Origin of the sequence: Klebsiella sp. 7-CIP_Kleb. (genome assembly GCF_050378655.1) — a bacterium.
In the GTDB taxonomy this organism is placed as follows: Bacteria; Pseudomonadota; Gammaproteobacteria; order Enterobacterales; family Enterobacteriaceae; genus Klebsiella; species Klebsiella quasipneumoniae.
The window spans coordinates 1,290,341-1,309,845 of sequence record NZ_JBNRLJ010000001.1 but is presented as its reverse complement, the minus strand read 5'-3'; the positions used below and the strand labels follow the sequence as shown (position 1 = coordinate 1,309,845).

The 19,505-nt window shown below is 61.8% G+C and carries 18 protein-coding genes; 11 read left to right on the top strand and 7 right to left on the bottom strand.

Annotated features, from left to right (window positions below; all coding sequences use genetic code 11):
* Positions 1-4: 4 nt before the first annotated feature.
* Genes menB through menE form a run of 3 tightly spaced genes read left to right on the top strand, consistent with a single transcriptional unit; the run spans position 5 to position 3,185 of the window.
* Entirely contained in the window at positions 5-862 is an 858-nt protein-coding gene (gene menB, locus ACQUTI_RS06345; protein WP_004201730.1) for a 1,4-dihydroxy-2-naphthoyl-CoA synthase, read from the top strand.
* Complete coding sequence (gene menC, locus ACQUTI_RS06340; RefSeq protein ID WP_122542840.1) at positions 862-1,827, top strand: o-succinylbenzoate synthase; 966 nt, start codon at positions 862-864, stop codon at positions 1,825-1,827. Before menB ends, menC begins: the two co-directional genes overlap by 1 nt.
* Positions 1,824-3,185: an o-succinylbenzoate--CoA ligase gene (menE, locus tag ACQUTI_RS06335; protein ID WP_186601609.1), complete on the top strand. Its 1,362-nt coding sequence runs from the start codon at positions 1,824-1,826 to the stop codon at positions 3,183-3,185. The genes menC and menE overlap by 4 nt, the downstream gene beginning before the upstream one ends.
* On the opposite strand, the gene ACQUTI_RS06330 is transcribed toward menE, so the two are convergent.
* From ACQUTI_RS06330 to ACQUTI_RS06320, 3 genes are read right to left on the bottom strand one after another with little or no spacing between them, the layout of a single operon-like run.
* Positions 3,182-4,699: a tripartite tricarboxylate transporter permease gene (locus tag ACQUTI_RS06330; RefSeq protein WP_004201726.1), complete on the bottom strand. Its 1,518-nt coding sequence runs from the start codon at positions 4,697-4,699 to the stop codon at positions 3,182-3,184. The two genes, menE and ACQUTI_RS06330, sit on opposite strands and share 4 nt — an antisense overlap.
* Before the next feature lie 11 nt (positions 4,700-4,710).
* Positions 4,711-5,142: a tripartite tricarboxylate transporter TctB family protein gene (locus ACQUTI_RS06325; protein WP_114508329.1), complete on the bottom strand. Its 432-nt coding sequence runs from the start codon at positions 5,140-5,142 to the stop codon at positions 4,711-4,713.
* A gap of 15 nt (positions 5,143-5,157) precedes the next feature.
* On the bottom strand, positions 5,158-6,138 hold the full coding sequence (locus ACQUTI_RS06320) for a Bug family tripartite tricarboxylate transporter substrate binding protein (RefSeq protein WP_135698862.1): 981 nt from the start codon (positions 6,136-6,138) through the stop codon (positions 5,158-5,160).
* A 133-nt stretch (positions 6,139-6,271) separates the two neighbouring features.
* Here ACQUTI_RS06320 and tctD point away from each other — a divergent pair, with 133 nt between their 5' ends.
* Together tctD and ACQUTI_RS06310 are read left to right on the top strand one after the other, a co-directional pair.
* A complete protein-coding gene (tctD, locus tag ACQUTI_RS06315) occupies positions 6,272-6,949 on the top strand; it encodes a transcriptional regulator TctD (protein WP_004201723.1) in 678 nt (225 codons plus the stop codon).
* Positions 6,936-8,342, top strand: coding sequence for a HAMP domain-containing histidine kinase (locus tag ACQUTI_RS06310; protein WP_004201716.1), 1,407 nt, complete (start codon positions 6,936-6,938; stop codon positions 8,340-8,342). Before tctD ends, ACQUTI_RS06310 begins: the two co-directional genes overlap by 14 nt.
* On the opposite strand, the gene nudI is transcribed toward ACQUTI_RS06310, so the two are convergent.
* Positions 8,334-8,759 carry a nucleoside triphosphatase NudI gene (gene nudI / locus ACQUTI_RS06305; RefSeq protein WP_017899287.1) on the bottom strand — a complete coding sequence of 142 codons (426 nt, stop codon included), beginning with the start codon at positions 8,757-8,759 and terminating at the stop codon, positions 8,334-8,336. The genes ACQUTI_RS06310 and nudI overlap by 9 nt on opposite strands.
* 413 nt (positions 8,760-9,172) lie before the next feature.
* On the opposite strand from nudI, the gene ACQUTI_RS06300 reads away from it, so the two are divergent.
* The 6 genes from ACQUTI_RS06300 (at position 9,173) to yfaU (ending at position 15,368) form a co-directional block, all read left to right on the top strand.
* On the top strand, positions 9,173-9,715 hold the full coding sequence (locus tag ACQUTI_RS06300) for a YfaZ family outer membrane protein (RefSeq protein WP_004201712.1): 543 nt from the start codon (positions 9,173-9,175) through the stop codon (positions 9,713-9,715).
* A 102-nt stretch (positions 9,716-9,817) separates the two neighbouring features.
* Complete coding sequence (locus ACQUTI_RS06295; RefSeq protein ID WP_135698860.1) at positions 9,818-11,014, top strand: nicotinamide mononucleotide deamidase-related protein YfaY; 1,197 nt, start codon at positions 9,818-9,820, stop codon at positions 11,012-11,014.
* A gap of 203 nt (positions 11,015-11,217) precedes the next feature.
* Positions 11,218-12,003 carry an IclR family transcriptional regulator gene (locus ACQUTI_RS06290; RefSeq protein ID WP_048325206.1) on the top strand — a complete coding sequence of 262 codons (786 nt, stop codon included), beginning with the start codon at positions 11,218-11,220 and terminating at the stop codon, positions 12,001-12,003.
* 10 nt (positions 12,004-12,013) lie between these two features.
* Positions 12,014-13,219, top strand: coding sequence for an L-rhamnonate dehydratase (gene rhmD, locus ACQUTI_RS06285; protein WP_049092582.1), 1,206 nt, complete (start codon positions 12,014-12,016; stop codon positions 13,217-13,219).
* A 41-nt stretch (positions 13,220-13,260) separates the two neighbouring features.
* Positions 13,261-14,550 (top strand): MFS transporter, encoded by a 1,290-nt coding sequence (locus ACQUTI_RS06280; RefSeq protein WP_004201705.1) that lies wholly within the window; start codon positions 13,261-13,263, stop codon positions 14,548-14,550.
* Between the two features lie 14 nt (positions 14,551-14,564).
* The gene (yfaU, locus tag ACQUTI_RS06275) at positions 14,565-15,368 is read left to right on the top strand and encodes a 2-keto-3-deoxy-L-rhamnonate aldolase (protein ID WP_004201703.1); all 804 of its coding nucleotides are present in this window, start codon (positions 14,565-14,567) and stop codon (positions 15,366-15,368) included.
* A 21-nt stretch (positions 15,369-15,389) separates the two neighbouring features.
* Here yfaU and glpC read toward each other — a convergent pair whose 3' ends face one another.
* From glpC to glpA, 3 genes are read right to left on the bottom strand one after another with little or no spacing between them, the layout of a single operon-like run.
* Complete coding sequence (gene glpC, locus ACQUTI_RS06270) at positions 15,390-16,568, bottom strand: anaerobic glycerol-3-phosphate dehydrogenase subunit GlpC (protein WP_049092581.1); 1,179 nt, start codon at positions 16,566-16,568, stop codon at positions 15,390-15,392.
* Entirely contained in the window at positions 16,565-17,824 is a 1,260-nt protein-coding gene (glpB, locus tag ACQUTI_RS06265) for a glycerol-3-phosphate dehydrogenase subunit GlpB (RefSeq protein ID WP_428923223.1), read from the bottom strand. The genes glpC and glpB overlap by 4 nt, the downstream gene beginning before the upstream one ends.
* Positions 17,814-19,436, bottom strand: a complete 1,623-nt coding sequence (gene glpA / locus ACQUTI_RS06260; protein WP_004201696.1) for an anaerobic glycerol-3-phosphate dehydrogenase subunit A — start codon at positions 19,434-19,436, stop codon at positions 17,814-17,816. Before glpA ends, glpB begins: the two co-directional genes overlap by 11 nt.
* Positions 19,437-19,505 lie beyond the last annotated feature (69 nt).

The window sequence follows — 19,505 nt, the reverse complement described above, 5'->3', positions numbered from 1 at the left end:
TTCTATGATCTCTCTTGATGAAGCAATGCTCTATGCCCCTGTTGAATGGCACGATTGTTCCGAAGGCTATACCGATATTCGCTACCACAAATCGGCCGACGGCATTGCCAAAATCACTATCAACCGCCCGCAGGTGCGCAACGCCTTCCGCCCGCTGACCGTCAAAGAAATGATCCAGGCGCTGGCGGATGCCCGTTATGACGACAATATCGGGGTGATTGTCCTGACCGGCGAAGGTGAGAAAGCCTTTTGCGCGGGCGGCGATCAGAAAGTTCGCGGTGATTACGGCGGCTATCAGGATGACTCCGGCGTACATCATCTCAACGTACTCGATTTTCAGCGCCAGATCCGCACCTGCCCGAAACCGGTGGTGGCGATGGTGGCCGGCTACTCTATCGGCGGCGGCCACGTGTTGCACATGATGTGCGATCTGACCATCGCGGCGGAAAACGCCATCTTCGGTCAGACCGGGCCGAAGGTCGGCTCCTTCGACGGCGGCTGGGGCGCCTCCTATATGGCGCGCATCGTCGGGCAGAAAAAAGCGCGGGAAATCTGGTTCCTCTGCCGTCAGTATGACGCCCAGCAGGCGCTGGATATGGGGCTGGTGAACACCGTGGTGCCGCTGGCGGATCTGGAAAAAGAGACGGTGCGCTGGTGTCGGGAAATGCTGCAGAACAGTCCAATGGCGCTGCGCTGCCTGAAAGCGGCGCTGAACGCCGACTGCGACGGCCAGGCCGGTCTGCAGGAGCTGGCCGGCAACGCCACCATGCTGTTCTACATGACGGAAGAGGGGCAGGAAGGCCGCAATGCCTTCAACCAGAAACGTCAGCCGGACTTCAGCAAATTTAAACGGAATCCCTAATGCGCATTTCGCAGGTTTACCGCTGGCAGATACCGATGGACGCGGGCGTGGTGCTGCGCGAACGGCGGTTAAAAACCCGCGATGGGCTGTTCATCCGCCTGCGGGAGGGTGAACGCGAAGGCTGGGGGGAAATATCTCCCCTGCCGGGATTCAGCGCAGAGACCCTGGAGGAGGCGCAGGCGGCGCTATTGCTCTGGGCGCAGGCCTGGCGCGACGGCGCGGAGCCGGCGCTTCCTGCGCTGCCCTCTGTCGCGTTTGGCATCAGCTGCGCGCAGGCGGAGCTCAGCGGCGAGCTGCCGCTGGCCGCGGATTATCGCGCAGCGCCGCTCTGCTCCGGCGATCCGGATGAGCTGTTCGCCAGACTGGCGGCGATGCCCGGCGAGAAAGTCGCTAAGGTGAAAGTGGGTCTCTGGGAGGCGGTCCGCGACGGCATGGTGGTTAATCTGCTGCTGGAAGCCATCCCCGACCTGCAGCTGCGTCTGGATGCCAACCGGGCCTGGACGCCGCTGAAAGCGCAGCAGTTTGCGAAATACGTCAATCCGGCGTATCGCCAGCGCATTGCCTTTATTGAGGAGCCTTGTAAAACGCCGGAGGACTCACGAGCCTTTAGCCGCGAAACCGGGATCGCTATCGCCTGGGATGAAAGCCTGCGCGAGGCGGATTTTCGCTTCGTCGCCGAGCCGGGCGTGCGCGCGGTGGTGATCAAGCCGACGCTAACCGGCAGTTTACAACAGGTTCAGCAGCAGGTCGCCGCGGCCCATGCGCTGGGGCTGAGCGCGGTGATCAGCTCGTCAATCGAGTCCAGCCTCGGGTTAACCCAGCTGGCGCGGGTTGCCGCCTGGCTGACGCCGCAGACCATCCCCGGACTGGACACCCTGTCGCTGATGGGCGCCCAGCTGGTGCGGCCGTGGCCGGAAAGCACCCTGCCGATGATCAACATGGATACGCTGGAGCCGCTGCTGTGACCTTTCACGACTGGCCCTGGCGCCACTGGCGCCAGCGGCGCGGAGAGGCGCAAGCGCTGCGCCTGAATGACCAGCCGCTGACCTGGCGCGACCTGTGCGCCCACGTTGACGCGCTGGCGGCCGGCTTTGCCGCGCAGGGCGTAACGGCAGGTCACGGGGTGGCGCTGCAGGCTTTTAACCAGCCGTCGACGCTGCTGGCCTGGCTGGCGCTGCTGCAGTGCGGCGCGCGGGTGCTGCCGCTGAATCCGCAGCTGCCCGCAGCGTTGCTGCAGGAACTGCTGCCAGCGTTGACCGTCCAGCATCAGCTGGTGCTTAACGGCGATGCGCTGCCGGGGGATTTACCGGCGTTAACCCTGCAGGCGGCAGCGGGAACCCATGCTGTGCCGTGGCGCGGGGATCGTTTCGCTTCAATGACGCTGACTTCGGGGTCGACCGGTCTGCCGAAGGCGGCAGTGCATGATGCCAGCGCCCATCTGGCCAGCGCCGCCGGCGTGCTGGCGCTGATGCCGTTTGCCGCAGAAGATGACTGGCTGCTGTCGCTGCCGCTGTTTCATGTCTCCGGACAGGGGATTATGTGGCGCTGGCTGCTGGCCGGCGCGCGGCTGACGGTGCGCGATAAACAGCCGCTGGCGCAGATGCTGCAGGGCTGCACCCACGCTTCGCTGGTGCCGACTCAGCTGTGGCGCCTGCTGAATGACGGTGCTGCGCTCTCCCTCAAGGCGGTGCTGCTTGGCGGCGCGGCGATCCCGGTCGAGTTGACCGAGCGGGCGCGGGGGCAGGGGGTACGCACCTACTGCGGCTATGGCCTGACCGAATTTGCTTCCACCGTCTGCGCCAAAGAGGCCGACGGCGCGGCGGATGTGGGCGCGCCGTTGCCGGGGCGGGAGATGAAAATCGTTGCCGGCGAGGTCTGGCTGCGGGCGGCGAGTATGGCCGCGGGCTACTGGCGCGACGGTCAATTGTTGCCATTGACCAACGACGAAGGGTGGTTTGCCACCCGCGATCGCGGCGAGATCATCAATGGACGGCTCACTCTCCTCGGGCGCCTGGATAATCTCTTTTTCAGCGGTGGGGAAGGGATCCAGCCTGAGGAGGTGGAACGGATCATCGTGGCGCATCCGCAGATACAACAGGCGTTTGTCGTGCCGCTGGACGATGCGGAATATGGCCAGCGTCCGGTCGCGGTGGTGGAATGCGATGACGGCTGCGAGATGAGCGTGCTGGCGGCATGGAGCGCGGAGCGGCTGGCGCGTTTCCAGCAGCCGGTGCGTTGGCTGCGGCTGCCGGAAACGTTAAAGAACGGTGGGATTAAGATCTCGCGCCGGGCGCTGCGCGAATGGGTCAATTCGCCGGCTTAGCCGATATTGGCTTCGGCGCGACGCTGGCGCTGTTTACGCCGCAGACGCAGCAGCGGCGGCACCACCAGCACGGCGATGGCCAGCACCAGCAGCGTTTTGGTCACTCCACTTTGCCACAGGATCGCCAGGTTGCCGTTGCTGATGGACAGCGCGCGACGCAGGTTCTGCTCCAGCATCTCCCCCAGCACGAAGCCAAGGATCAGCGGCGACATCGGGAAGTGCATTTTGCGCATGATGTAGCCAAGCACGCCAAGCCCCACCATCAGCAACAGGTCAAAAGTGGTGCTGTGTACCGCGTAAACGCCGACGGCGGAGACCGCGGCGATGGCCGGGACCAGAAACCACAGCGGAATGGTCAGCATACGGGTGAACAGGCCGATCAACGGAATGTTCATGATAAGCAGCATCACGTTAGCGATCAGCAGGGCGGCAATCAGCCCCCAGACGATATCCGGCTGTTCGGTGAACATCGCCGGGCCGGGCGTAATGTTATACAGCGTCAGCGCGCCCATCATCACCGCGGTGGTGCCGGACCCTGGCACGCCGAGCGTCAGCATGGGAATAAAGGAACCGCAGGCGGAGGCGTTATTGGCCGCTTCCGGCGCCGCCACGCCGCGAATATCTCCCTTGCCGAAGTTATCGCTGTTACCGCTGAGTTTTTTCTCCGTCATGTAGGTAATGGCGCTGGCGATGGTCGCCCCGGCGCCGGGCAGAATACCGACGAAGAAACCCACCACCGAGGAGCGCAGCGTCGCGCCGACGCACTGTGCGGCCTCTTTGGTGTTAAACAGCATCCGTCCGGTTTTCCGCACCAGGGTTTGTCCGCCGCTGGTGCTCTCCAGCATCAGCAGGATCTCCGAAACCGAGAACAAGCCGATCACCACCACAATAAACTGCACGCCGTCGGAGAGATGGACGCTGTCGAAGGTGAAGCGGTAAACCCCGGTATTGGCGTCCACTCCCACCGTCGCCAGACCCAGGCCGATTAACGCCGCGAGGAACGACTTCAGCGGGTTCTGCGCCATCATGCTGCCAAGACAGGCGATGGCGAAGACCATCAGCGCGAAGTATTCCGCTGGACCGAACGCCAGCGACCACTGGGCGAGCAGCGGCGCGAACAAAATAATGCCGCCGATGGCGATCAGTGAGCCAAAGAAGGAACTGACGGCGGAAATCGACAGCGCAACGCCGCCGCGACCCTGCTGGGCCATCGGATAGCCGTCGAGGGCGGTCATAATGGCGGCGGCATCGCCGGGCACGTTCAACAGAATCGATGAGATTCGCCCGCCGTATTCGCAACCGATATAGACCGTCGCCAGCAGGATCAGCGCCGATTCCGCGGGCAGGTGAAGGGCGAAAGCCAGCGGCAGCAGGATCGCCACGCCGTTGATAGGGCCCAGCCCCGGCAGCAGGCCGACGATCGTCCCGACAAAGCAGCCGATCAGGGCGATCAGCAGGTTCTCCGGCGTCATGGCGACGGCGAAGCCCTGCGAGAGATAGATCCAGGTATCCATAAACGCCTCCGTTAATTAAACCAGATGCCGAGGGGCAGGGTGACATCGAGCAGGGTGTCGAAGGCGTACCATAACGACACGCCCATCGCGACGCCGGCAATGCCCGCCGCCGGCAGCGTCGCGCCGAACAGCAGACCAATGATCGCCGTCAGCAGCGCGGTGGCCAACAGAAAACCGAGCCATTCAAACCCCCAGGCGTACACCACCAGCACCACGACCATGGTCAGCAGACGCTGCAGCACATGCCGTCCCGGCCACTCGACGGCGTCCGGGCGACGCAACAGCATTAACGCCGAGCACAGCAGCATCAGGCCGATGATCCCGAGCGGGAAGGGGCGCGGGCCGACGGGTTCATAGGAGTATTCGCTATGGATCTGCCAGGCGATAAACAGACCGCCAGTACATAACAACAGCCATACTCCGGCAAAAATACGATCGCTCATGAGCGCCTCCGCGGTTTATTTTGCCAGGCCAAAGGCTTTCGCCTGTTCGCGGTAGTCGCTGACCTGCTGCTTAACGTAGGTATCGAGCGCCTTGCCGTTCATATTGAATTCAAACAGGCCGCGCAGTTCACGTTGCTTTTTGAACGCTTCGGTTTGCTGCAGTTTAGTGAATTCATCGACCCACCACTGGTACTCGGCGTCGCTGACTTTCGGGCCCATAAAGAAGCCGCGAATAATCGGCCAGACCAGGTCGTAGCCCTGCTCTTTTGCAGTGGGGACATCGGCGAGCGCCCCCGGCAGCCGTTCACTGGAGAAGACCGCCAGCACGCGGATTTTATTGCCCTGCAGATAGGGCACCATCTCGCTGAGATCGCCGGAGACTGCCTGCACATGGTTACCGAGCAGCGCGGTCACCGGCTCGCCGCCGCCTTCAAAGGCGACATAGCGCATTTTATGCGGGTCGACGTTGGCTTTTTGCGCCAGCAGCGCCGCTTTCATCCAGTCCTGACTGCCGATGGAGGCCCCGGCGCCAATCACGATACTGGAGGGGTTTTTCTCCATCGCGGTTATAAACGATTTCAGATCTTTCCATGGCGAATCGGCGCGCACGGCGATCATGCCGTAGTCGGTGCCGACGCTCGCCAGCCAGCGCACGTCATCGACGCTGTAACGGCCGAATTTACCCTGCGACAGGTTTAGCAGCGAGCCGCCGGAGAAGGCGACGACGGTCCCCGGCTCTGCCGGGCGCTGGGCGACAATGGCGTTGTAGGCCACCGCGCCCACGCCGCCGGGCATATAAGTGACGCGCATCGGTTTTTCGATGGCGCCGGTTTCCATCAGGCTCACCTGAATCAGCTTACAGGTCAGGTCAAAGCCGCCGCCCGGTTTAGCAGGCGCGATACATTCGGTGCGGGACGGGGCCTCCGCGGCGAAGGCGGATGTGGTACAGAGGCACAGCGCGATGGCGCTCAGATGACGGAGAAATGGCGTTTTCATAGGCTTCCTCAGCAGGTACAGGGCAGGTTTTTTTGATTATGTGAACCGACATATAGCGATTCGGTTGCATGATTGTTAAAACAGTTACCTTTCATTTCCCTTTCAATGCGGCAGCAACGTTACAGGATGTGATATGCGTCTCTTATTAGCCGAGGATAACCGTGAGCTGGCTCACTGGCTGGAAAAAGCGCTGGTGCAGGGCGGTTTTGCCGTGGATTGCGTCGCTGACGGGCGTGCGGCCGACCATCTGCTGCAAAGCGAGCAATATGCGCTGGCGGTGCTGGATATCGGTATGCCGGGGTACGATGGCCTTGAAGTGGTCCAGCGGCTGCGCAAGCGCGGGCAGACTCTGCCGGTGCTGTTGCTGACCGCCCGCAGCGCGGTAGCGGACCGGGTGAAAGGTTTAAATGCCGGCGCGGATGACTATTTACCCAAGCCCTTTGAGCTGGAAGAGCTCGACGCCCGCCTGCGGGCGCTGCTCCGGCGCAGCGAAGGGCAGGTGCATGAGGTGCAGCAGCTTGGTGAGCTGGCGTATTGTGACGAAGGCTATTTTTTACTCCGTGGCCAGATGCTGTCTTTGACGCCGCGCGAGCTGGCGTTATTGAAGGTGCTGATGTTTCGCCGCACCCGCCCGGTTTCGCGCCAGCAGTTATTCGAACAGGTGTTCAGTCTCAGCGACGACGTCAGTCCGGAAAGCATCGAACTCTATATTCACCGTCTGCGCAAGAAACTTCAGGCGAGCAATGTGCGTATAACCACCCTGCGCGGGTTAGGCTATCTGCTTGAGTGCGAGCGCCATGAGATGGGGTAAGCCGCAATCGCTCTATGCCCAACTGTTGCTGTTTCTCGGCCTGCCGCTGGTCCTGCTGTGGGGACTCTCCGCGTTTAATAGCTACGTCAGCGCGCTGCAGGCGGCGACGCAAGCTTACGATCGTACCCTGCTGTCGTCAGCGCGGACGGTGGCCGAGCGGTTGGTGGTGCGCGGAGGACAACTGGAGGTGAATGTGCCCTGGGTGGTGCTGGACAGCTTCGAGCTCAACATGAACGATCGCCTCTATTACAAGGTGCTTGACCCGCAGGGGAAGGTCATTTCCGGCTATGACGATCTGCCCGCGATGCCGCCCTCCACCTCGCGAACTCAGCTCTATCCGGCGCTGGCATGGTTTTATCATACCGAATATCGCGGTCAGGCAATTCGCGTGGCGCGCCTGCTGCAGCCCATCAACGAAGGGGGGATCGTGGGCATGGCGGAGATCTATATTGCCGAAACGCTGCAGTCCCGCCGCTGGCTGGCTGGACAGTTACTCTTTTCATCCTGGGTGTCGCAGGGGTTACTGGTCCTGTTGACGCTGGTGCTGGCAGCCTGGCTGCTGCGCCGCGTGCTGCGGCCCATGCGCCAGCTCTCCGCGCTGATGGTGCGCCGTGAACCCGGCCTGCTGACGCCGCTGCCGGAGCTGCTGCCCTGGTCAGAAACGCGGCTGCTGATTGTCGCGTTCAACCGCTATATCGACCGCCTGCGGGTGATGATCTCCCGTCAGGAGCGCTTCAGCGCCGATGCTTCCCATCAGCTGAAAACGCCGCTGGCGGTGCTGAAAACGCAGGCTTCGGTTGCGCTGGCCAGCGACGATCCGCAACTGTGGCGCGAAAGCCTGCAGGCGATGCGCGCCACGCTGGACGATACGGTCTTGTTAACGGAGCGGTTGCTGCAGCTGGCGACGGTAAAACAGCGGGAGCAGGCGTTTGCGGTGATTAACTTGCCGGAAATTGTGCGCAACAGCTGCTTTTCGCGTATTGCGCAAGCGCGGAGCAAACATATCGATCTTGGCTATGAGGGCGAGCAGTCGGCGGTACAGGTGGCAGGCGATAGCGTTCTGCTGGGGGAACTGTGCGCTAACCTGCTCGACAATGCCATTCGCTATACCCCGGAATATGGTACGGTCACGCTTAGCCTGCATCGCGACGGCGACGCCGTGCTGCTCAGCGTGGAAGACAGCGGCCCGGGAATTGACGACCAGCAGGTACACCAGGCGCTGATGCCGTTTCGCCGCCTCGATAACGCGGGCGCGATACCCGGTGCCGGGCTGGGGCTGGCGCTGGTAAACGATATCGCGCGTCTGCATCGTAGCCACCTGCAGCTTTCGCGCAGCGAAAGCCTGGGCGGACTGAAGGCGACGCTGCGCCTGCCGACCGTGGCGTCAGAGTAGCCCCTTCATGCTCAGGGTCAGGCGGGTGGCGGCGTTGAGATCGTAGTTTTTAAGCTCATCCGCTTTCACCCAGGCGTAATCGTCAAACTCCTCGTTGATCGTCACGTCACGATTGGCGCTGACGCAGTCGAAGATCAGATAGATCATATAGATCGCTTCCTGGCGCCCGTCGGGGTAAGTTTTAACGCGGGTATCATCGCGGAAGCTCCACGGCGCAATATGGGTAAGGATGAGTTTTTCGCCGAGCTCTTCGCGGATTTCCCGGCGCAGCGCCTCTTCAAGACGTTCCCCCGGCTCTACGCCGCCGCCGGATAAGGCCCATTGTCCGGGAAAAACGCCGCGGTCGGCAGCCATCTTGCACAACAGGTAATGGCCATCATTTTGGATTAGCGGGCAAACAATCGTCCTTTGACGCATGGTTTTTCTCCTTCAGGGGATAGGGTGGTAGGCTGATGAAACAGTTTGCGAGCCGCCTCGGTAAATCGCAACAGAAATAAAGCCCTGGCCTTGTCGAGTGCTACGTTAAGCGAAAATAACCGTATGGAGCACCGCCATGGAAAGGGCGACGAATTCCCCCTCGCCGCGCCGATCGTGCGGTGTGCCCGTTTAACGTCAATGTATTTGGCGTAAATCATATTAAACATCAATATGAATGACGCTGAATTCCCGACGCCCCGCACCGGCAACGTCCGATGCCGTAAAAAGACGCAACTGGTTACACTCTTGTGAAAAATCATTTCGCCAGGTCATTGATTCCTGACGAGTGCGCAGTAGAATTTTCGGGTTTTTTCGGGACTTCTTTGATTTTAATTTTCTGGATAGAGTAAATAATGAAAAAAAGCATTTTTATGGCGCTGGCTGGCGTCATGCTGGTTTCTTCGGCGGCCCATGCGATCAGCGTTACCGGCGAAGCAGGCGAGCATTACACCAACCTTGGGGTCGGCTTCGGCACCGAGTCCACCGGTCTGGCTGTTTCGGGTAACTGGTTGCACAGCGATAACGACGGCGACGCCGCGGGTTTAGGCCTGGGCCTGAATATTCCGCTGGGGCCGTTCCTCGCGACCGTGGGCGGTAAAGGGGTATACACCAACCCGAAACAGGGTGATGAAGGCTATGCGGCCGCGGTCGGCGGCGGCCTGCAGTGGAAAATCGGCGACAGCTTCCGTCTGTATGGCGACTACTACTATTCTCCAGATTCCCTCTCCAGCGGTATTGACAGCTATCAGGAAGCCAACGTCGGCGCCAGCTGGACCATTATGCGTCCGCTCAGCATCCAGGCGGGCTATCGCTATCTGAACCTGGCGGGTAAAGATGGCAACCGCGATAACACCATCGCCGACGGCCCGTACATCGGCGCCAGCGCCAGCTTCTAATCTCCTCCGGCGCGGTCTCTTCTTGCCGCGCCAGATTTTCCTCCTCGTCAGCCTCCCGCTTTGCGTTATAGTATTTGCCACCTGGCAGGCAAGGAGTGAGCAATGTTGAATGTGGAAATGCTGTCCACTGGCGATGAAGTGTTGCATGGTCAAATCGTTGACACCAATGCAGCATGGCTGGCGGATTTCTTTTTTAATCAGGGTTTACCGTTAACGCGCCGTCATACCGTCGGCGACGATCTCGATTCGCTGGTGGCGATTCTGCGCGAACGCAGCGAACAGGCGGATGTGCTGATCGTCAATGGCGGCCTCGGCCCCACCAGCGACGACCTGAGCGCGCTGGCCGCGGCCACCGCGAAAGGCGAAGGGCTTATTTTGCATCCGGAGTGGTTGGATACCATGACCCGCTTCTTTGCCGAACGTGGGCGGCCGATGGCGGAAAGCAACCGTAAGCAGGCGGAAATCCCCGCCAGCGCCGAGATGATCAATAACCCGGTGGGCACGGCCTGCGGCTTTGCCATCCAGCTCAATCGCTGCCTGATGTTTTTCACCCCCGGCGTACCCTCTGAATTTAAAGTGATGGTCGAGCAGGAGATTTTACCGCGTCTGCGCCAGCGCTTTACGCTGCCGGAGCCGCCGGTATGCCTGCGTCTGACCACCTTTGGCCGCTCGGAGAGCGAGCTGGCGCAAAGCCTTAATCCGCTGACGTTACCGCCTGGCGTCGTGATGGGCTACCGCTCGTCGATGCCGATCATTGAGCTGAAGCTGACCGGACCGGCTGAGCAGCGTGACGCCATGCTGGCTCTGTGGCCGGAAGTGCGTAAAGTGGCTGGCGACAGCCTGATTTTCGAAGGCACAGAAGGGTTACCGGCGCAGATTGCGCGCTGCCTGCAGGAGCGGCAGCTGAGCCTGACGCTCAGCGAGCAGTTTACCGGCGGTCTGCTGGCGCTCCAGCTGTCCCGCGCCGGCGCGCCGCTGCTGGCCAGCGAAGTGGTCCCGGCGCAGGAGGAGACGCTGGCGCAGGCGGCCCGCTGGGCGGCCGAGCGGCGCATAAACCATTTTGCCGGCCTGGCCCTGGCGGTGAGCGGCCAGGAGAACGATCATCTTAACGTGGCCCTGGCCACCCCGGACGGCACCTTCGCGCTGCGGGTGAAGTTCAGCGTCACCCGCCACAGCCTGGCGGTACGTCAGGAAGTCTGCGCCATGATGGCATTAAACCTGCTGCGTCGCTGGCTGAATGGCCAACCGCTGGCCAGCGAACATGGCTGGATTAACGTGGTGGATTCCCTCTCGCTGTAAGTCGTTTCCCGGCGCACGGGCTTCTCCCTGGCGCCGGTTGTCCAGCCTGTTGTACTCTCCTGAAAAAATTCTGTGCGTTAAGTCGCAATTTTCCGCTGCGAACGGTCCAGCATACGGGAAAGCGATTGCCCCGCGATGTCGCTCACACTTTACCGCCCGGACAACCGCAACACTGATTCCAGTATTCAGGATTGGAGTCCAGTATGTTGGAATCAACGAAAGTCCCGGCGCTGACCCGCGCGATTGAGATCCTCAATTTAATTGGCCGCATCGGACCCTGCAGCGCGGCGACGATAATAGCGGAGCTGGGGATCCCGAAAAGCACGGTTTATCTGCTGCTGGGCGAGCTGAAAAAGCAGCGCTTCATCAGTATGGATAATCAGGATAACTACTGCCTGTGGACCAAACTGGTGGAGCTGGCCGGGCAGGCGCTAAGCAAAATGGACCTGCGCGAGCTGGCGCGGCCACGCCTGACCCGGCTGATGGATGAGTGCGGCCTGCTCTGCCATCTGGGCATTATCGATCACGGTAACGCCTACTACATTCTGAAAATTGAATCACCCGCCACCATTAGCGTGCGTTCGCACGAAGGAAAGAGCCTGTCGCTTTACCGCTCCGGGATCGGCAAATGTTTGCTGGCCTGGCAGCCCGCCGGGGTTCAGGCATCCATTATCGATGAACTGCAGTGGGAGCGGGCTACGCCAACGACCATCAGCAATGCTCAACAGCTGCGGGAGGAGCTGCGGCGGATCCGCGCCCGGGGCTGGAGCTTTGATAATGGCGAGGACTACCCGGATGTGCGCTGCGTGGCCGCCCCGGTTTTTAACGCCAATAACGACCTGACCGCCGCCATCTCGGTGGTGGGCACCCGTCTGCAAATCAATGAAGACAATCGCGATTATCTGGCCGGTAAGGCGATTGCCTGCGCGAAAGATATTTCACGACTGCTGGGGTGGAAAAGCCCCTTCGAACAACTCGCCTCATCATAAGGAGAACACCATGACCCTACCGAAAATTAAACACGTCCGTGCCTGGTTTACCGGCGGCGCCACGGCAGAGCAGGGCGCCGGCGGCGGCGATTACCACGATCAGGGGGCTAACCACTGGATTGACGATCATATCGCTACCCCGATGAGCAAATATAAACAGTATGAGCAGTCCCGCCAGTCGTTTGGCATCAACGTGCTGGGCACGCTGATTGTGGAAGTGGAGGCTGACAACGGGCAGACCGGCTTTGCCGTGTCGACGGCCGGAGAGATGGGCTGCTTTATCGTCGAAAAACATCTCAACCGCTTTATCGAAGGCAAATGCGTCAGCGATATCAAACTGATCCATGACCAGATGCTCAACGCCACCCTCTACTACGCAGGATCCGGCGGTCTGGTGATGAACACTATCTCCTGTGTCGACCTCGCGCTGTGGGATCTGTTCGGGAAAGTGGTTGGCCTGCCGGTCTACAAACTGCTGGGCGGAGCGGTGCGTGACGAAATCCAGTTCTATGCTACCGGCGCTCGTCCGGATCTGGCGCAGGAGATGGGCTTTATCGGCGGCAAAATGCCCACCCACTGGGGGCCGCACGATGGCGACGCCGGGATCCGCAAAGACGTCGCCATGGTGGCGGACATGCGCGAAAAATGCGGCCCGGATTTCTGGTTAATGCTGGACTGCTGGATGAGCCAGGACGTTAACTATGCCACCAAACTTGCCCATGCCTGCGTCCCTTACAACCTCAAGTGGATCGAAGAGTGCCTGCCGCCGCAGCAGTATGAAGGCTATCGCGAGCTGAAGCGCCAGGCGCCCGCCGGGATGATGGTGACCAGCGGCGAGCACCACGGCACCCTGCAGTCCTTCCGCACCCTGTCGGAGACCGGGATTGATATTATGCAGCCCGACGTCGGCTGGTGCGGCGGCTTAACCACGCTGGTGGAGATTGCGGCTATTGCAAAAGCGCGCGGTCAGCTGGTGGTGCCGCACGGCTCGTCGGTGTACTCACATCATGCGGTGATCACCTTCACCAACACGCCGTTCAGCGAGTTTCTGATGACCAGTCCGGACTGCGCCACGCTGCGTCCGCAGTTCGACCCGATCCTGCTCGGCGAGCCGGTGCCTGAGAGGGGGCGCATTCATAAATCGGTACTGGATAAACCCGGCTTTGGCGTCGAGCTCAATCGCGACTGCAGCCTGAAACGTCCTTATCAACACTGATCCCCCGGGCCGCCCGGCGGCCCACGCCTGAGGATATTATGATGAGCAACACACTGCTGGAGAGCGTGGTGAAGAAAAACCGCGCCCGCTTAATCCCCTTTATGCTGGCGCTGTACGTGCTGGCGTTTCTTGACCGTTCGAATATCGGTTTCGCCAAAGAGACCTACCAGCTGGATACGGGCCTCAGCAACGAAGCCTATGCGCTGGGGGCGGGGATTTTCTTTGTGGTCTATGCCTTTCTCGGGGTACCGGCCAACCTGCTGATGCGCAAATTCGGCGCCAGAAAATGGATCGGCTGCACCACGCTGCTGTGGGGCGTGCTGTCGGCGGCGATGGCGTGGGCGGATACGGAAGCGAAATTCCTGCTGGTACGCACCCTGCTGGGCGCGGCGGAGGCGGGCTTCTTCCCCGGCATGATCTACCTCACTTCACAGTGGTTTCCCCAGCAAAACCGCGCCAGCATTATGGGGCTTTTTTATATGGGGGCGCCGCTGGCGCTGACGCTCGGTTCGCCTTTATCCGGCGCGCTGCTGGAGATGCATGGGTTTATGGGCCATCCCGGCTGGTTCTGGATGTTTGTGATTGAAGGCCTGCTTGCTGTCGCCGCGGGAGCGTTCACCTTCTTCTGGCTGGACGATTCGCCGCAGCATGCCCGCTTCCTGAGCGCTGCGGAGAAACAGGCGCTGATCGGCGAGCTGGCGCGAGAGGAGGAGAAAAAGGTCACCTCGCGCCTGTCCGATGCGCTGCGTAACGGGCGGGTCTGGCAGCTGGCGCTGATTTACATGACCATTCAGGTGGCGGTCTATGGCCTGATTTTCTTCCTGCCTACTCAGGTCGCCGCGCTGTTGGGCACCAAAGTCGGCTTCATTGCGTCGGTGGTGACGGCTATCCCATGGGTGGCGGCGCTGTTCGGCACCTGGCTTATCCCTCGCTACTCCGATCGCACCGGCGAGCGGCGCAATATTGCCGCGCTGACGCTGCTGGCGGCAGCGGTCGGGATTGCGGTTTCCGGACTGGTGGCGCCGGTGCTGGCTATCATCGCGCTGTGCGTGGCGGCGGTTGGGGTGATTGCCGTGCAGCCGGTCTTCTGGACGATGCCGACGCAGCTGCTCTCCGGCACGGCGCTGGCCGCCGGGATTGGCTTCGTTAACCTGTTTGGCGCCATCGGCGGCTTTCTGGCGCCAATCGTTCGCGTGCAGGCCGAAACGCTGTTCGCCAGCAGCGCCGCCGGATTGTTAACCCTGGCCGGTGTGGCCATCGTCGGGGTGATCATCATCTTCTCATTAAGCCTCACCCGCGCGGTTCCTCAGCGCGGCAGCGTACAGCATTGATTAAAGGAATCGCTATGAACGCACTGTTATCTAACCCCTTCAAACGTGGATTATTACGCGGTGAGACGCAAATTGGCCTGTGGCTGAGCTCGACCTCCTCCTATATGGCGGAGATTGCCGCCACCTCAGGATATGACTGGCTGCTGATCGACGGCGAGCATGCCCCGAACACCATTCAGGACCTTTATCATCAGCTCCAGGCCATCGCTCCCTATGCCAGTCAGCCGGTGATCCGACCGGTGGAGGGCAGCCGCAGTCTGATAAAACAGGTGCTGGATATTGGCGCCAGAACGTTGCTGGTGCCGATGGTCGATACCGCCGAGCAGGCGCGGGAAGTCGTCTCGGCAACCCGTTATCCTCCCGTCGGTAGCCGCGGCGTGGGCGCCGGCGTGGCCCGGGCGGCACGCTGGGGCAGAGTGGAGAATTATATGGCGGAGGCGAATGACGAGCTCTGTCTGCTGATTCAGGTAGAGAGCCGAACCGCGCTGGAAAATCTGGACGCTATCCTCGAGGTGGAGGGCATTGACGGCGTATTTATCGGTCCGGCGGATCTCTCCGCTTCGCTGGGGCACCCGGACGATGCCGGCCATCCTGACGTGCAGCGGGTGATTGAGCAGAGCATCCGGCGCATTCGCGCGGCGGGAAAAGCGGCCGGATTTCTGGCGGTCGACCCGGCGATGGCGGAAAAATGTCTCGCCTGGGGGGCCAATTTCGTCGCCGTCGGGGTCGATACCATGCTCTACACCGAGGCGCTGGACCGCCGGCTGGCGATGTTTAAATCCGCCAGCGCTCAGCCGCAGGGGAAAGCGAGCTATTGACGGCGCAGGCTGGCGCCGGACTCAGACGAGCGCCTGCGCCAGCACCGTCAGCGGATGTTCGCAGCGTTTGCTGGTGGACATCTCAATCTGCCATTTGCAGGTCTCGCAGTCGGTGACGACGATGTCGGCTCCGCTCTCCTCAATCTGACGGAACAGCGGGGCGCCGATAGCCTGGGATACCGCGTAATTCTCAGTCTTAAAGCCGTAGGTGCCGGCGATGCCGCAGCACTGCGAATCCAGCACCTCCAGCTGCAGGCCGGGGATCAGCCGCAGCAGTTCGAGGGTATACAGCGACCAGCCCATTTTCTCCATATGGCACGGCGTGTGATAGACCACCTTCAGCGGCAGCCGGCGCAGCGGCAGCGTTTTGCCACTATCCAGTTGTTTCCAGATCCAGCGAGTGGCCAGTTCCACCCGGTCGCGGAGATCGCTGTTGTCAACATCCAGGAGGTGAGGGTATTCATCGCGCAGGGTAAAGGTGCAGGTCGAAGAGGTGGCAATGATCGGCAGCGCGTTTTCCCGCATCGCGGCGACGTTGCTCAGCGCCTGCTTACGCGCTTTGTCAAAAAAGCCGTTGGCGATCAGCGGCACGCCGCAGCATTTTTCCCTTGATAACAACTGCACGCCGGTGCCCAGCGCATTGACGACGCGAATCAGGTCCTTGCCCAGCTGCGGGTGGTTATAGTTGACGTAGCAACCATGAAAGAAGGCCACCTGCTCAGGGTACTGCGTCTGGTGGGCCGCGAGCTGGCGGTAAGCGCGGCGGAAGGTACCGAAGCCATATTTCGGCAGCGTGCGGCGATGATCGATATGGAGCGCTGCGTCGAGCAGGCGGCGTACCGGTTTTAAGCCGGTGGTGGCATTAACCAGTGGGGCAAAGGGGGTGGAAAGGGTGCCCATCAGGTCGGTATGGCTGAGGATGGCGTCGCGCAGGGTCGGCTTTTGCTGGCCGTACTGTGCCCGGGCGCGTTGAATGATATCGCCAATTTTCACATCCGACGGGCAGGCCACCTCACAGCGCTTGCAGTTGATGCAGTACTTGAGCGCCTCATCGTAAAGCGCGCCATCCTTCAGGCGGAGGCGTTCGCCATCCGGCCCCGCCTGTTTCGGCCCGGGATAACGCGGATTGACCCGGCTTACCGGACAGGTGGTGGTACAGACCGTGCACTTAATGCAGCTTTCAAAATGGGTATCGTTCATGGCCGGCCTCCGGCAAGGGCGTGGATCTGTCTGGCGGCGTGCAGCGCGGTGACGGCACAGACCCCGCCGCTGCAGCCGAGCTGAATGGCATCGAACCCGCCGAGCAGTGAACCGATGGCGAACAGATTGCTGAACGGCTGCCCGCCCAGCAGGGGACGCAGCAGGGCATCGGTTTTCACCCCGAAGCGCTGCCACGGCTGGGAGGCAAAGAAGTCCCGCTGGTACCAGTCGTCGCGCGGCAGGGTCTGTTGCAGATCGAGACCAAGAATGGGTTCGCGCACGCTCTCCCGCGTGGCGACAAGACCGTTACTGAAAAAGCTGCCGCTGGCCAGCACGGTAAAACGCGGACGCAGCGCAATATCGCCGTGATTTCGCGTCCAGACGGCCTCGACTGCGCCCTGTCGATGGCTGATGTTCACCACTTCATCGCCGGCAAGCCAGGTGCCGCCGCCGCGAATAAACTGCCGCTGCAGCAGACTGTGCAGGCGCATCCCGGGAACCGAAGGCGGCAGCGTCGGCAGCAGACGCAGCGGGCAGGGCAGGCGCGCCTGCAGCCAGTGGTACAGGCGATCGTCGGCGAGACCAAAGCAGGCGGGCATGATCAGCAGCTCATGCTGCTGCGCCAGGGGCAGCAGCGCCGTGTGCAGGGCAGGCCAGTGGTTTTCATCGTCGAGGAGGCGGGCGATATTGGCGGCGCGAAATTCGGTGGGGTTGTCACGCAACACATCCAGCAGCGGTAACTCGATTTCCGCCGCCACGGCGGTAACGCCGGTTTGCCCGAGCGCGGCGGCGGCGAGATGCGGCTGAAAATCGGCAAAGCCGCTGATCCCCACCAGGCAGACCCCTTGTCGGGGGAGTGGCGCGACAGGAACCTCCTGCGGCGATAGCCACGCCGCGCGCAGCGTCCCCAGCGGCGTTACTCGCCGGTGCGGGTGGTGCGCGTCGCCCTGCATCACCGCCCCGCAGGCGGTCAGCAGGGCTTCAGTCTGTTTAGCGTATTCGAGCACCGCCCCGGCGCCGAGCCGGGAATAAGGGTGCTCAGGAAGCAGTTCAGCGAGCTGCTGCAGACCTTGCGCGAGGTCAGTGACGTTATCGCCGTTCGGCAGCGCCGAGAGCAGATCTAACGACGCGGAGGAAAAATGCAGCGCGCTTTGCCCGCGGCTGATGATAACGCTGCGCAGGCCGGACTGATTCAGCGTCAGGCCGCACAGCAGACCGGCCAGTCCGCCGCCGATAATCGCGCAGTCAAATTTCATCCTGATGCTCCTGTGGCAGTCCGCACAGGCCGAGGTAGACCCAGCGGGTGAATTCGCTTTCGCGCAGCGCGTCGCCCCAGGCGATGGGCTGCACGCCCTTCCAGCGTTCATTGAGAAACGCCGACAGCTGGGCCAACGACTGCGCGGGGGTGGTGACGTTAAAGCGCTGCAGCAGCCCGGCGGCGCGGCAGGCGCAGAGTTCCCCCTGGCAGGTCCCCATGCCAATCCGGGTACGGCGGCGCAGGTCGAGCAGGGTGTTAACCGCCAGATTTTCCACCGCGTATTTCACTTCACCAGCGGTGACGGCTTCGCATTCGCAGACCAGGCTACGGTGCTGGCGGCTGTCGCCAAGCCAGGCCGGAGTGCGATCGCCATGGCGGTAGACGGCAGAGCCGCGCAGCGGGCCAGGCAGGGAGATAATTTTTCGCAGGGTGCTTTCCGTCGGCTCCTGTGAGCCGGGCAGCGGGCTCTCGGCCGTGGTACAGGGGGTGGTGTTGCCCAGCTTACGACAGACGGCGTCGGTGGCCCACTCGGCCATCAGGCGATAGGTCATCAGCTTGCCGCCGGTGATGGTAATGAAGCCTTCCATGCCGTCACGCTGAGCATGATCGAGCAGGACGATGCCGCGGCTGACGCTGCGTCCGCTGGGATCGTTGTCGCTGGCCACCAGCGGGCGGACGCCGGAGTAGGCGCGGAGGATCCGGGTGCGGCCCATGACCGGCGCCAGCTTTTCGCCTTCGCGCAGCAGGGTATCGACTTCCGCGGTCGTGACCCGGTTGTCGTCAATTTCGTCATAAGGAATATGCATCGAGGTGGTGCCGATCAGCGAGATGGTATCCCCGGGCACCAGAATATCGGCATCGGCCGGCTTACGGCAGCGGTTGATCACCAGGTTGTTAATCCGGTGGTCGAGGATCAACAGCGATCCCTTCGCCGGGAACATGGTGATGCGCAGGTCGGCATATTCCGCAATGCGCTGCCCCCAGATCCCGGCGGCATTAACCACTACCCCGGCGTACAGCGTGCGGGCCTGGTGAAGCTGACTGTCGTATACCTGGACGCCGCAGACGCGATCGCCCTGGCGCAGCAGGCCAGTGACTTCGCAGCCGGTGAGGATCTGCGCGCCGTGTTCGCGGGCGTCGAGCATATTGGCCGCGGTGAGGCGAAACGGGTCAATGGTGCCGTCCGGAACCTGCACCGCCCCCAGCAGCGCCGGGTTGACGGCGGGCTCGCGGCGCAGCGCCTCCTGCGCAGAGAGCGGCGTGGCCTCTATGCCAGCCTGCTGGCAGGCGGCGATAAAGGTCTGCTGATATGCCAGATCGTCTTCAGGCAGGGTTATGAACAGACCGCCGGCCGGTTCGATACAGTGACGGGCGATGCGGCGCAGGATGCGGTTCTCACTGATGCATTCGCGGGCGGATTCGTTGTCGGTCACCGCATAGCGGGCGCCGCTGTGCAGCAGCCCATGATTACGGCCGGTGGCCCCGGTGGCGATATCATGACGCTCAATGAGCAGTGTGCGTAATCCGCGCCGGGCGCAATCGCGGGCGATACCGGCGCCGGTTGCTCCGCCGCCGATGATAATAACCTCGCTATCCAGACGTCCCGTCATCTTCAGCTCCTTTGCTTTCGTTTAACACCATTTAGCCACAGTCTATAAGGTTATTGTTTGATTTCGAGC

What these genes read in the sequence shown, in the direction of transcription:
- menC (WP_122542840.1), top strand. Translation starts at nt 862, where the DNA reads ATGCGCATTTCGCAGGTTTACCGCTGGCAGATACCGATGGACGCGGGC.
- ACQUTI_RS06290 (WP_048325206.1), top strand. Translation starts at nt 11,218, where the DNA reads ATGTTGGAATCAACGAAAGTCCCGGCGCTGACCCGCGCGATTGAGATC.
- ACQUTI_RS06330 (WP_004201726.1), bottom strand. Translation starts at nt 4,699, where the DNA reads ATGGATACCTGGATCTATCTCTCGCAGGGCTTCGCCGTCGCCATGACG.
- ACQUTI_RS06325 (WP_114508329.1), bottom strand. Translation starts at nt 5,142, where the DNA reads ATGAGCGATCGTATTTTTGCCGGAGTATGGCTGTTGTTATGTACTGGC.
- ACQUTI_RS06310 (WP_004201716.1), top strand. Translation starts at nt 6,936, where the DNA reads ATGAGATGGGGTAAGCCGCAATCGCTCTATGCCCAACTGTTGCTGTTT.
- ACQUTI_RS06295 (WP_135698860.1), top strand. Translation starts at nt 9,818, where the DNA reads ATGTTGAATGTGGAAATGCTGTCCACTGGCGATGAAGTGTTGCATGGT.
- ACQUTI_RS06300 (WP_004201712.1), top strand. Translation starts at nt 9,173, where the DNA reads ATGAAAAAAAGCATTTTTATGGCGCTGGCTGGCGTCATGCTGGTTTCT.
- menB (WP_004201730.1), top strand. Translation starts at nt 5, where the DNA reads ATGATCTCTCTTGATGAAGCAATGCTCTATGCCCCTGTTGAATGGCAC.
- rhmD (WP_049092582.1), top strand. Translation starts at nt 12,014, where the DNA reads ATGACCCTACCGAAAATTAAACACGTCCGTGCCTGGTTTACCGGCGGC.
- tctD (WP_004201723.1), top strand. Translation starts at nt 6,272, where the DNA reads ATGCGTCTCTTATTAGCCGAGGATAACCGTGAGCTGGCTCACTGGCTG.
- nudI (WP_017899287.1), bottom strand. Translation starts at nt 8,759, where the DNA reads ATGCGTCAAAGGACGATTGTTTGCCCGCTAATCCAAAATGATGGCCAT.
- ACQUTI_RS06320 (WP_135698862.1), bottom strand. Translation starts at nt 6,138, where the DNA reads ATGAAAACGCCATTTCTCCGTCATCTGAGCGCCATCGCGCTGTGCCTC.
- yfaU (WP_004201703.1), top strand. Translation starts at nt 14,565, where the DNA reads ATGAACGCACTGTTATCTAACCCCTTCAAACGTGGATTATTACGCGGT.
- glpC (WP_049092581.1), bottom strand. Translation starts at nt 16,568, where the DNA reads ATGAACGATACCCATTTTGAAAGCTGCATTAAGTGCACGGTCTGTACC.
- glpA (WP_004201696.1), bottom strand. Translation starts at nt 19,436, where the DNA reads ATGACGGGACGTCTGGATAGCGAGGTTATTATCATCGGCGGCGGAGCA.
- ACQUTI_RS06280 (WP_004201705.1), top strand. Translation starts at nt 13,261, where the DNA reads ATGAGCAACACACTGCTGGAGAGCGTGGTGAAGAAAAACCGCGCCCGC.
- glpB (WP_428923223.1), bottom strand. Translation starts at nt 17,824, where the DNA reads ATGAAATTTGACTGCGCGATTATCGGCGGCGGACTGGCCGGTCTGCTG.